Source organism: Priestia sp. P1_B12_1 (assembly GCF_056406695.1).
Map to the genome: position 1 here is coordinate 227,230 of NZ_JBFTZR010000002.1, position 12,690 is coordinate 239,919.

Consider the following 12,690-nt stretch of genomic DNA (forward strand, 5'->3'; position numbering starts at 1 on the left):
AATAAAATAGGGACAGATGAAAGGAGTTAGCGTGAAGTTCACACCTTTATTAAACCGCAAGGATGATATACCTTTGTATCACCAGCTATATGAATATATAAAAAAAGAAATTGTGTCCAGCAGGGTAGAAGTGAATGACAAACTGCCTTCTATCCGGTCTCTTGCTGATTACTTAAACGTAAGTCGAAATACTGTAGATATGGCCTATCAGCAGCTTTTAGCTGAAGGGTATGTAGAAAGCAGGCCCAAAAGTGGACTGTACGTAACGAATACACAGTTTGATTTACTGCAAACAGATAGAAAGCCGACTGTATTTTTACACCCTCACTCAGAAACAAAGTCGTGTACCTATGATTTTCGGTATGGAAAAGTTGATAGCGGTTTGTTTCCCTTGAATGAGTGGAAAAAACGATACAATGAAAGTCTTCAAACTTATAGAGAAGCTTTGTTCACGTACCAAGAAAGTCAAGGAGAAGAATCACTGCGTGAAGAAATTGCGACGTACCTTTATCAGTCAAGAGGAGTGGTTTGTTCAAAACATCAAATTGTTATTGGAGCAGGTACGCAGCAATCACTTAGTTTATTAGCGCAGATGTTAAAGCAAAGCATCAGAGATATTGCCTTTGAGAATCCTTGTTATGACGGGGCTAGCTTTGTATTTAAGCAGCATGGATTTTCCTTAAAACCCGTGTCGCTTAACAGCAAAGGCATAAACATTCAAGAGCTTTATGATAGCCAAACACGAGCTGTTTATGTTACACCATCTCATCAGTTTCCATATGGAATGATCATGCCTGTTTCAAGAAGAATAGAGCTTCTTGAATGGGCGAATGACTGCAATGGGTTTATTATCGAGGACGATTATGACGGAGAGTTTCGTTATAAAGGAAGTCCTATTCCTTCATTGCAAAGCTTGGATTCGAATGGTCGCGTCATTTATACAGGTACATTTTCAAAATCTTTTATGCCTTCTTTAAGAATCAGCTACCTTGTGTTACCTGAAGTTCTTCTAAAAACATATCATGAACAACGTTTCTCTTTATATGAGCAAGCTGTTCCAACTCTCCATCAACAGACGCTCGGGCTGATAATGAAAAATGGAGAGTGGAATAAGCATTTAAGAAGAGTGAGAACTGCTTATCAACTGAAACACAGTACTCTTTTAGCAGCTTTACAGAAAGAGTTTAACGAAAACATTACGATATCAGGTGAATCTGCAGGTTTACATATACTTGTACGCGTGCACAACGATATGAACGAACAGCAATTAATTAACGCAGCTCGAAAGCAAGATGTCTCCGTCTACGGTACCTCTCGTTATTGGCTTACGGAAGTACCTAAACAAAAGCCTCATATTTTGTTAGGCTTCGGAAGTTTGAGGAGAGAAGAAATAGAAGAAGGAATAAGGCGGTTAAAAAAAGCTTGGTTATAAATCCATGCTTGTTTTTTCGGTTTCTTGACAAAAGTTGCCTAGTCCTTTAGACTTTTTTGCATATATTTTAAATTATCTGAAAGGAGGATAGGGTAATCGAAGCTAACTGCTAGTGGACAACCCTAGATTAAACAATGAATCCTATCCAACAAATTTTACATACATTCCCTGTGATTGTACTAGATGGTGCAATGGCAACTGAACTTGAAAGATATGGCTGTGATTTAAACGACAGCTTATGGTCTGCAAAAGTGCTGATGGAGCAGCCGGAATTGATTAAGAGAGTGCATCAAGATTACTTTGAAGCAGGAGCTGACTGTGCGATTACAGCAAGCTATCAAAGCACATTTGAAGGTTTTGCTAAACGTGGACTGAGTGAAGCAGAGGCTCGCGAGTTAATTCAAGCATCTGTAAAAATTGCGGCTGAAGCAAGAGATGAATTTTGGCACCAAGAAGAGAATCGTCTTAATCGTCCCAAACCAATTGTCGCCGCTTCGGTAGGGCCTTACGGAGCATTTTTAGCAAACGGATCGGAATATACTGGACAGTATGACGTAACAGAAGAAGAGTTAATGGAATTTCATCGTCCTCGTATGAAAGCATTAGTTGAGGCAGGAGCGGACGTATTAGCTTGTGAAACTATTCCTAATGTAATGGAAGCAAGAGCTATTGCGAGGCTGCTACAAGAGTTTGAAGGAGCGTACGCATGGATTACGTTCAGCGCAAAAGATGACCTGCACATTAGCAGCGGAACATTAATCTCGGAGTGTGCACGCTATCTGGATTCTTATGAGCAAGTAGCGGCTCTTGGAGTTAACTGTACGCCGCCTCAATATATTTCTTCACTTATTAAAGAAATTAAATCTCAAACGGATAAGCCAGTCATTGTGTATCCAAATTCAGGGGAGCATTATGATGCTGAATCTAAAACATGGAACGGGACATCTGCTGGCGAAACGTATGGCTGCAGCGCTCACAGCTGGTATGAAGCAGGTGCTCAGTTAATCGGAGGGTGCTGCCGTACAACTCCAGATGATATCAAAGGCATTACAAAATGGGCTAGAAAATAACAGATTGAAAGAAAGAGAATGTGAGAAAAGTTGTTTCGCTAACGTTAAACACGAACGATCTATCTTTGATAGATCGTTCGTGTTTTTTATGGTCATGATGAACGTAGGCTTCGTGTGGGCAGGTCCTTCTAGCTGTTGCACGGAAATCAACAGAGGTGTCACAAGCAGTTCAGCTCATTTATCCCCATCTTCCGTCTTTAGAGTAGATTCATTTTATTATGTCCCAGTCTTTTTTTCTTGTAAAATAAAAGAATATAAGTTAAAAAATCTTTATTTGAACGAAAGAAGGGATGATGAAAGTGAAAGATATTAAAAATATTTATTGTGTAGGCCGAAACTACGCACTGCATGCAAAAGAATTACATAATGATATTCCAACATCACCTTTTTTATTTTCCAAACCTACTCACGCTCTCGTTGAAGCAGCTGGACAATCAATCACTCTTCCTAGCGACCAAGGAGAGGTGCACTTTGAAACTGAACTGATTCTTCATATTGGACAATCTTACAAAGAAGGCATAACAGTGGATGAACTCGTTGACGAGATGACGATTGGATTAGACTTGACTCTTCGAGACGTGCAGAGCGAATTAAAACAAAAAAAGCACCCTTGGCTGCTTGCAAAAGGATTCAAACATTCAGCGGTTGTGGGAAACTTTATTCCATTTGAAGGAGTAGAAGCATCTAAGAAGAAAAACTTTTCGCTAGTGAAAAACAATGAACGCGTGCAGCTGGGGAATATTAAAGATTTGATTTTTGACTTACAAACGATTATTGATTTTACAGGAAAACATTTTGGTCTTGATAAAGGAGACCTTATTTTTACAGGTACACCTGAGGGAGTAGGTCCGCTTACTCATCATGATGAGCTTTCACTTAAATGGGGACAGCAAGAGCTTGGTTCTTGCATCATTTCCTTTCGTTAACAAAAAGAAGCTGAAACAAAAGTAGTTCAGTTGAAAGAAGATCCGAACGCTGAATTGAGATTCTTGATAGAGAATCCAACTCGTTCGGAACTTTTATTGTGATGGTGAACGTAGATTGTATATATTTGCTTCTAGCTGTTGATTAGAGGGTAAGGCGAAGACTCCGGGAGGAAAGTGGAGTGGCTGAGACCCCGCAGAAGGGTAAGTGAAGTTTTGCACGAAAATCAACAGCGGTGTACCACGCAGTCCAAATCATTTATCCTATTTGTTCGTATTTAGATTATCTTGACTTCGTTATGCTTCAATCTCTTTTTTTACGAAGTCTTAATTTTTTAGCCTTCAGAATGAATTTAATATCCAATGGGAAAGCTGTTTCTATCTCCTATAGAAAACGAGGTTCTCAGCGTGGTGCTCTTAATTCTTACAACGGTGATTTCTATTTTGAGTGTACTAGTTATGCCAAAGCGTATCAGCTGGATAGAAATGTATACAACTTCTTTGTTTGTCATGTTTTTAGGATCGGTAGCAGATATATATCTTGATGTTAAATATGATCTTTATGGATTCTTCACAAAAGGAGTAGATTTTGAATATCTTTTAATTTTTATTTTTGTTTATCCTGCAACGAATAGTGTATTTTTAAATTTTTATCCACAGAGCAAGAGTTTGGCTAAAAAAGCTTTATATATTACAGTGTGGGTAATTCTTACAACCCTGTTTGAATACATTTCTGCCCAAACAGAAGTGTTTTATTATAACGAATGGAAGACGCTATACTCGTTTTTTTGCTATCCTTTTCTTTATATAGCAATGGTTTTAAATTTAAAAATGATACGGAGGCTTCAGATTATCGATAAACAAAAATAGAAATAAAAAAAAGTAATGATAAATCATAAAAAAATGATATTTTATTAATGGCTACATATGTAATATAGTAAAAATAGAAAATAAACGAAGCAGCATATAAGCAGGGTTAAAAAACATCAAAACGGGAATCTTGACATTAACTTCATGTTTTTAACCATGTATTGTGAATGAATATACTTATTGCTAAATAATATGTTGTAGAAGGAATTTAGCAAAGGAGGCAAGAAGATGTTTAAGCGTAGTGAAAAAATCCAAATTCATGGCGTAACGTTTCATGGAGTCATGAGTGCGAAGCAAAAAGCCGCCCTGCAGGAAATTGCTAATGTAACAGACGAAAAAGACTGGGATGGGCTAAAAGGCGTGTATTGCTTAGGCAGTGTAAAAGTGCAAGGGAAAGATGTGCTAGGCGTGTACTATGGCCAATTTAATGATAACCTTCCAAAAGATAAGCGCAAACTTCAGTTTGAAATTGACTATATTAAATATACAGTAACGGAATGTCCTATTGTCTTTATCGATACAACAAAAAATAAAAAGCCTCATCAATTTGCTTTTATCATTCTGCATGAATTAGGCCATCATGTGGATCGTATGACAAATGGAACGCTTTTAAAAGAAGGAAATAGAACGCAAGAAATGTTTGCTAATACGTATGCTTTAGAGAAATATTCAAAAATAGAAAAGTTCCAAACAAAGAAGTTGAAAAACATTCCATTTTTAGAGGAGTCTCTTACTCAATGGAATAAAACTCCTCATTCTGGAGCTTATTCTCTTAGAGTTCAAATTGAATAATTCACGAGAATAGTTCCTCTCTCTCCGTTTTTTATTTTCCTATCTTTTTTCCTCTTCCTTTCTTTTATTCTTCCAATGAACAAAAAGGATTTAATTACCCATAAAGTTTTAAAAGTTTTTATAGTACGAATTATTTACACTATACCCTCCTGTAAATTATGATTATTTTAAGAAAAAACAGAAAATTTTAAAGTTTTAAGGTACAACTTAATAGTGAACAAGCGATGTTGTAATCGTATAGACGAACTGGCATACATATGCGAGTCATACATACAAACGAATCGCTTCCACTGTTATGAAAGCGGATTCAAAAATAGGAGGGGTAATAATGTTAGCTATTCTTGGGTTTTTGATGGTTTGTACATTTATGTTTCTAATTATGACAAAACGATTAACGCCGCTTATTGCTTTAATGGTTATTCCAGTATTGTTTGCAATCATAGGGGGATTCACAAGTGATATTGGAGAAATGGCTTTAAATGGTGTAAAAGAATTAGCACCTACAGGCGTTATGTTAATGTTTGCTATTTTATATTTTGGGATTATGATTGATGCTGGTTTGTTTGATCCAGTTGTAGGAAGAATTTTAAAAATCGTAAAAGGTGATCCACTAAAAATCACAATTGGTACAGCTATTTTAGTTCTTATTATCTCATTAGACGGAGACGGAACAACAACATATATGATTACGCTCTCAGCGATGCTTCCGCTTTATAAAAAGCTAAACATGAAGCCTATGATTTTAGCCTGTATCGCTATTATGGGCAGTGGAGTTATGAACTTAACGCCTTGGGGCGGACCTACTGCTCGTGTGATGAGCGCATTGAAGTTAGATGCTTCACAGGTGTTCACACCACTGATTCCAGCCATGATTGGTGGAGCTGTTTGGTTATTATTTACGGCTTACTATTTCGGGAAAAAAGAGCGCCAGCGCTTAGGTGTTATTGATATTCAAGACGTTACAAATGCTCAAGTAGCTTTTGCAGAAGCAGCCGCTGCTGAAGGAATCGAGTACAAGCGTCCGAAGCTTTTATGGGTAAACTTTGCTTTAACAGCTCTATTATTAGTAGGACTTATCACAGCAGTTATGCCGCTTCAAATCCTGTTTATGATTGGATTTGCAATCGCTATCATGATTAACTATCCAAATTTAGAAGTTCAAAAAGAGCGTATCACAGCACATGCCGGTAATGTACTTGCTGTTGTATCTCTTGTATTCGCAGCAGGCGTATTCACAGGCATTTTATCAGGTACAAAAATGGTAGATGCAATGGGTAATAGTTTAGTAGGATTAATTCCAGATGCGTTAGGGCCTTACATGTCTGTGATTACAGCCATCACAAGTATGCCATTTACGTTCTTTATGTCAAATGATGCTTACTACTATGGAATTTTACCAATTATTGCTCAAGCAGCTTCAGCATACGGTATTGATGCTGCAGAAATTGGCCGTGCTTCATTGATTGGTCAACCTGTTCACTTACTAAGTCCTTTAGTTGCTTCTACGTATCTATTGGTCGGTATGGCAAAAGTCGAGCTTGGTGAATTCCAGCGCTTTACTTTAAAGTGGACGATTGGAACAGCGATGGTGATGCTTTTAGTAGCTATTATTACAGGAGTTATTACGCTGTAAAGATCATGAACCTAAAAACTTATCAATTCCGCTTTTGGGATTGATAAGTTTTTTTGTCTAAAAAGCTTTTGGAATAAGGAGCGGATATACAAAAAATTTTGATAAAATAAAAGAGGAATAGAACTATAAGGTAAAGGCTAAAGGTGCGATGAAATGAAAAAATGGTTTCAAGTATCGCTGCAAACAAAAATCGTAGGTTTATCCGCAGCATTAATCATAACTGTTATTGTTCTTTTAGCGAGTATTTTCTCTTACATGCAGTTTGTAGAATCTAAAAGGCAAGCCGAGCAGCTGGCTCTTCAAGCAGCCAAATCAATATCATTTATGCCGGAAGTCAAAGCTGCTTTTCAAAAAAAACAGCCGAGTCGCTACATTCAGCCGCTTGCCGAGCAAGTGAGGGAACAAATCGGAGCAGCAAGTATTGTGGTTCAAAACCGTGAGCAACTCATCTATTCTCATTCTAATCAAAAATGGATAGGAAAGAAAAACAAAGAGGCGGTTAACGATAGAGCACTGCTGTTTGGCGGATATTATACGCTTGACGGAGAGGGAACCACAGGTCCTGCAATTATGGGGAAAGCGCCTATTGTTATCAGTCACGGAAAGTATACGGAGGTCGTGGGAGTAGTGACGGTTGAGTTTTTAAAGTCTCATGTTCATGCTCAGCTCATTACGCGTATTCAGCAAATTATCCTATTTTCACTAGCGGTTTTATTGCTTGGTATGATCGGGGGTATTTTTTTAGCTAAAAGTATTAAAAAAGATACTCTCGGTCTTGAGCCCCATGAAATCGCTTCTTTATACCGTGAACGAAATGCGATTTTACTGTCGATAAAAGAAGGAATTATTGCTATTGATCATCAAGGCTTTATTACGATGATGAATACATCAGCTAAAAATATGCTAGGACTACAGACGGAATATTTACATCATCATATCATTGAAGTATTTCCTTATACGAATATGATTGAAGTGCTAGATACGGGAATAGCCCGAAGCGACCAAGAGATTTTTTTGAATGAAAAAACGTTTATCTTAAACTTAACACCTATTATTGAACATCAGCGAATTGTAGGAGTGGTCGCTAGTTTTCGTGATAAGACAGAATTAAAAAGCTTAATCAATACGATTTCAGAAGTACGAAAGTATTCAGAGGATTTACGAGCTCAAACCCATGAGTTTACGAATAAGCTGTATGTTTTGTCGGGTTTGCTGCAGTTAGGGCAGTACAAAGATGCATTTGAGTTTATTCAAAAAGAATCGGCCGTACACCAAACACAAAATCGTATTCTATTTGATCAGATACTAGATTCTAAAGTCCAAGCAATATTGCTTGGGAAGATTGGAAAAGCATCTGAAAAGAAAATTCACTTTTCGGTTGATTCGGAGAGTACACTCGATACGCTCCCAGAACATATTGAAATTTCTCATCTCATTATCATTATTGGGAATTTAATTGATAATGCATTTGAAGCAGTGAGTAAGCAGTCTGAAAAAGAAGTGTCGTTTTTTATTACCGATATTGGTCATGATTTAATTATTGAAGTGATGGATAACGGACCTGGTATATCAGAAGAAGTACTAAATCAAATTTTCACAAAAGGTTTTTCAACCAAAGGTACAGACAGAGGATACGGACTGGCAAATATAAAGAAAATGGTAGATGAGCTTGGAGGATCTATTGAAGTATATAATCAGCCAGAAGGAGGAGCCATTTTTTCAGTTTACCTTCCAAAAAACTGAATCATGAGAAGTAAGGGGAGAGTCGAAATGTTAAGAGTCGCAATTGCAGAAGACGATTTTCGAATTGCTCAAGTTCAAGAGCGATTTTTATTAGAAGTAGATGGTGTGGAAGTTGTAGGTAAAGCGTTGAATGCAAAAGAGACGCTTGAAATGCTAAAGGAGAAGAAAGTTGATTTACTTCTTTTAGACATCTATATGCCAGATGAAATGGGAACAGATTTACTGCCAAAAATCAGAGCGCAGTTTCCACACGTTGACGTTATCGTGGTAACGGCTGCCACCGAAAAAAACATTGTAGAAATCTGTTTGAGAAACGGCGTCGTTAATTATTTGATTAAGCCGGTTATGATGGAATCCTTCATTAATGCTATTAAACAGTATCAAGAGAAAAAGGAACTGTTTAGTACGCGTGAAGAAGTTGATCAATCATTTATTGATGCGTACTTTGGACATGTCAGAACAAAGCCAAAAGCGGATAAATCTCTTCCTTCAGGTATTGATGGTATCACGTTACAAAAGTCAAAAGACATTTTAAAAAGCATCAAAGGAATTACGATCGAAGAGATGGGGCAACACATGGGAGTATCTAGAACGACAGCTAGACGATATTTAGAGTATCTAGTATCAACTGGTGAATGTCACGTTGAGTATGATTATGGGATTATTGGACGGCCGGAGCGCAAGTACTATTTAGCGTAGCATTAGCCTTGAAGGATGGTATATATGATCAAAAAGCTCATGATAGTGTTTATAAGTGTATTGCTTGTTAGCTGTTCTTCTCCCTCTAAAAAAGACCGTATTGATATGGGGGAAATTGAAATTGTGGCAGCCGGTGCAAAAGGCGGAGGAGCAGATGCAACAGTAAGAGCCATTCAACAAGTGCTAACGGAAAAGAAGATTGTGAAGGTACCCGTTTCTGTTAGTAATAAAATAGGCGGGCAAGGTGAAGAAGGATGGAAATATATTAAACAGAGAAAAGAAGGGAATATTGTTTCCGGAAATTCCAGTTTGCTGATTACAAATAATTTGCTAGGGCAAAGTCAATTAACCTATAAAGACTTTACTCCGCTCGCTATTTTAACATCTGAATGGGAGGTCATCGTAGTTCCTGCTAACTCTCCTATATATAATTTAAAACAGCTCATACGCACGTTAAATCAAAGTGAATCCAGCATGAAAGTAGGAATATCACCTCGCTTAGGAAACGACGATCATTTATCGTTCATGCAGCTGAATAAAAAAGCAGGCGTAGACTCTTCCAAGCTTGAGTTCTTCGTTTACAACAGCAGTCATAAAGTGATCGATGCGCTCGTTCATCATCAGCTAGATGTAGCACCTATGTCATTATCAGAAGTAAAAAAGCAGTATGAACAAGGGCAGGTAAGAATACTCGCCGTTTCTTCTCCCAGCAGGCTAGAAGAGTTAAAAGAGATCCCAACGTGGAAAGAAGCGGGAATTGACGTAACATTTAGCCATTGGAGAGGCCTAATGGGACCGCCTAATATGACCAAAGAGCAGGTAGCATATTGGAATAAGACAGTGTATGAAATGGTTCATACAAAAGAATGGGAACAGCTGCTTAAAGATAACGATTTAACCTCTTTTTATAAAAATAGCAGCGGTGCTAAAGTCTTTCTTGAACAGCAAAGCAAGCTGTATTCTGACTTAATGGGCGGAACAAATGACGAGTAGACATGATAAAGAAAAGGTTGAGGCATGACGAAATGAATCTAATCTAAAGATGAACAAATGGGATATATGAGCTGAACTGCTTGAGACACCGCAGTTGATTTCCGTGCAAGACTTCGCTTTCCGCGGGCGGGCGATGAGCCTCCTCGTCGCTTACGCTCCTGCGGGGTCTCACCTGTCCCGCTTTTCCCGCAGGAGTCTTCGTCTTGCCCTACAATCAACTGCTAGAAGGAACGAAACAGATGAAACCTATGTTTACTACAACAAAAAATGAACCACTAATCAAACATTTTGATTAATGGTTCATTTTTTCATCTCGGCTATACTACGTTTGTTTCAACCTCTTTCTATCAGTGTACATCTTTTAAATCCAAGTTTTGAATGAACTCAATAAAAGCTTTTACGATGTTAATTTTTAATGAATCCTCATGATAAAACATCCATGTACTGCGCGTTAAAGGCTGCTGGTCTTTTGTTTTTAACGTGTATCTGTAAATCTCTGCTGCGTCATCAAGCAGCATACTCGGCAAAATCGCATAACCGAGTCCGTTTACAACCATCTTTTTGCATGTTTCTGCTTTATCCACTTCAATACTGACAAGGGGAGGCTGAGAGTAATTTTCAGCCCACCAGTTATCAACAGATGTTTTTAAAAAACGATCTTGGTGATAGTCAATTCGAGGTATATTGGGAAGGTTGTTTATGTCAACAGGCTGTGCAGACGCAATGCAAATCGTTTCTTTAAAAAGCAGCTCTTTCTGATCCTGCCAGTTATAATCACCTTTTACAAACGCAATATGAACATCGTGCTTATAAAGTAAGTGAGCCATGTCACTGCTCCATCCGGTGGTGACTTTGAATTCAACGTCAGGAAATCGCTCTTTAAATAACCGTAATAGTCCAGGTAGCTTGTAGTCAGTGAAAAAGTTAGACACTCCTAGACGTAAAGTACCGGTTAATTGATCATCCATGTTTAACACATTTTCTTTTATTTTTTGAAGCGTGAGCAGCATTTCTTCTGCGCACTTCACTAAATATTCCCCCTGCGGTGTAAATTGAACGCCGCGGCGTCCTCTGTTCACAATCTGAACATGAAATTCCTTCTCCATCTGCTGCAGTCTATGCGTAAGCGCAGGCTGAGAGATAAACAGCTCCTTGGCTGCTTTTGTAATGTTTTTTTCTCGATACAACACTTGTAGAATAAGCCAATCTCGATCGTCCATACTACCCCTCCAGGAATAAAAAAAATGAATGGTTTATAATAAAATTTCGATATTTTAATTATCTCTAAAATTATACTATAGTTAAGAAGAAGAATGTTCGGTGTAAGAAAGAAAAGCCTTGTAGAAGGAAGGAAGTAGATATGAACGCAAGAATTATTTTTTTACAATCTATATTTTTTATTTTATTAACAAGCGTCGGAGGATTTCTTTTATCGTTAACAGGTTTATCCATTGGCTGGATGCTTGGGACCCTCATTTTAGCTGCTATTCTAGCTTTCCGAAAGCCGCGTTTTTTATCTCAAACAAGCAAAAAAGGTATTCCAAAATATTGGCTGTACGCAGGACAGTGTATTTTAGGGATTGAATTAGGTCAAAAGATTAACTTGTCTGTATTAACTACGTTTCAATCTCACTGGTCCACCATTACGATCATGCTTTTGCTGTCCGTTGTTTTTTCTCTTTTATCCGGTTATTTGCTATGGAAGTTCAGTTCCACAGACTTATTAACAAGCTTTTTCGGCACGACTCCTGGAGGAATGAGCGCAATGCCAGGCATGGCTGAAGAGGTAGGGGCTAATACGGCAGTTGTAAGCATCATTCAAACAATGCGCGTGTTTTTAGTTGTGCTTGCTGTTCCTTTATTTGTGGTCTATTGGGGAAGTAATACAGGTCGGCATGCAGTGGCAGCTACTCCAAGTATTTTTGGGTGGGAATCACTGCTATGGACAGGCGTTTTAATCGTTACAGCAGTAGTAGGCTATTATATAGGAAAAAAACTAAAATTTCCTGCTCCTTGGTTAGTAGGGGGAATGCTTACTGTTGCGATTGTTCAAACAGCTGCTTCATCGTACGCGGGCTATAATCTTCAAGCATACTGGCCTCATTCTGTGATGATTTTATCGCAAATTTTTATCGCGTCAAGCATTGGTTCTCGCTTTCATAAAGAAATGTTTATCGGCGTAAAAAAAATTATAGTTGTTGCGCTTATTAATACAATCGGCTTAATTGCTGCTATGTTTGTTTGTGCACTACTCGTCTCCAAAATAACTGGAATCGGGCTTATTACGTCTATTTTAGCGTTTGCTCCTGGAGGCATTGCAGAAATGGCGACTACATCAATTGTACTGCAAGCTGATTCGACGTTGGTAGTAGCCGTCCAAGTACTTCGAATTTTAACCATTTGGCTGCTTCTTCCTCCGCTGTTTCGCATGTTTCATCAATGGGGAGAAAGAAAAAGAATACATTCACACGTTTCCTAATAAATATGTGAATGCACTAGGCAAAGTAACAGAGAGTTTTAAAGAGGAAAATGGGG

At 38.1% G+C, this 12,690-nt stretch carries 12 protein-coding genes; 10 read left to right on the forward strand and 2 right to left on the reverse strand.

Annotated features, from left to right (window positions below; all coding sequences use genetic code 11):
- Positions 1-31 precede the first annotated feature (31 nt).
- The 9 genes from pdxR (at position 32) to AC1D0Y_RS06785 (ending at position 10,155) form a co-directional block, all read left to right on the forward strand.
- The gene (gene pdxR / locus AC1D0Y_RS06745; protein ID WP_477707391.1) at positions 32-1,432 is read left to right on the forward strand and encodes a MocR-like pyridoxine biosynthesis transcription factor PdxR; all 1,401 of its coding nucleotides are present in this window, start codon (positions 32-34) and stop codon (positions 1,430-1,432) included.
- A gap of 134 nt (positions 1,433-1,566) precedes the next feature.
- Positions 1,567-2,502 (forward strand): homocysteine S-methyltransferase, encoded by a 936-nt coding sequence (gene mmuM / locus AC1D0Y_RS06750; protein WP_028407579.1) that lies wholly within the window; start codon positions 1,567-1,569, stop codon positions 2,500-2,502.
- A gap of 293 nt (positions 2,503-2,795) precedes the next feature.
- Positions 2,796-3,428: a fumarylacetoacetate hydrolase family protein gene (locus AC1D0Y_RS06755; protein ID WP_028407580.1), complete on the forward strand. Its 633-nt coding sequence runs from the start codon at positions 2,796-2,798 to the stop codon at positions 3,426-3,428.
- A 360-nt stretch (positions 3,429-3,788) separates the two neighbouring features.
- Positions 3,789-4,295 (forward strand): CBO0543 family protein, encoded by a 507-nt coding sequence (locus AC1D0Y_RS06760; protein WP_063611543.1) that lies wholly within the window; start codon positions 3,789-3,791, stop codon positions 4,293-4,295.
- 228 nt (positions 4,296-4,523) lie between these two features.
- Positions 4,524-5,087, forward strand: coding sequence for an ImmA/IrrE family metallo-endopeptidase (locus AC1D0Y_RS06765; protein ID WP_043980266.1), 564 nt, complete (start codon positions 4,524-4,526; stop codon positions 5,085-5,087).
- A gap of 328 nt (positions 5,088-5,415) precedes the next feature.
- Entirely contained in the window at positions 5,416-6,720 is a 1,305-nt protein-coding gene (locus AC1D0Y_RS06770) for a CitMHS family transporter (protein ID WP_028407583.1), read from the forward strand.
- A gap of 153 nt (positions 6,721-6,873) precedes the next feature.
- On the forward strand, positions 6,874-8,463 hold the full coding sequence (locus AC1D0Y_RS06775; protein WP_477707392.1) for an ATP-binding protein: 1,590 nt from the start codon (positions 6,874-6,876) through the stop codon (positions 8,461-8,463).
- A 27-nt stretch (positions 8,464-8,490) separates the two neighbouring features.
- A complete protein-coding gene (locus AC1D0Y_RS06780) occupies positions 8,491-9,162 on the forward strand; it encodes a response regulator (protein ID WP_028407585.1) in 672 nt (223 codons plus the stop codon).
- 24 nt (positions 9,163-9,186) lie between these two features.
- Positions 9,187-10,155 (forward strand): tripartite tricarboxylate transporter substrate binding protein, encoded by a 969-nt coding sequence (locus tag AC1D0Y_RS06785; RefSeq protein ID WP_025749762.1) that lies wholly within the window; start codon positions 9,187-9,189, stop codon positions 10,153-10,155.
- Between the two features lie 38 nt (positions 10,156-10,193).
- Here AC1D0Y_RS06785 and AC1D0Y_RS06790 read toward each other — a convergent pair whose 3' ends face one another.
- Complete coding sequence (locus AC1D0Y_RS06790) at positions 10,194-10,373, reverse strand: hypothetical protein (protein WP_081085189.1); 180 nt, start codon at positions 10,371-10,373, stop codon at positions 10,194-10,196.
- A 129-nt stretch (positions 10,374-10,502) separates the two neighbouring features.
- A complete protein-coding gene (locus AC1D0Y_RS06795) occupies positions 10,503-11,375 on the reverse strand; it encodes a LysR family transcriptional regulator (protein WP_013055563.1) in 873 nt (290 codons plus the stop codon).
- A 140-nt stretch (positions 11,376-11,515) separates the two neighbouring features.
- Here AC1D0Y_RS06795 and AC1D0Y_RS06800 point away from each other — a divergent pair, with 140 nt between their 5' ends.
- Complete coding sequence (locus AC1D0Y_RS06800; RefSeq protein WP_098248634.1) at positions 11,516-12,634, forward strand: AbrB family transcriptional regulator; 1,119 nt, start codon at positions 11,516-11,518, stop codon at positions 12,632-12,634.
- Positions 12,635-12,690: the final 56 nt, after the last annotated feature.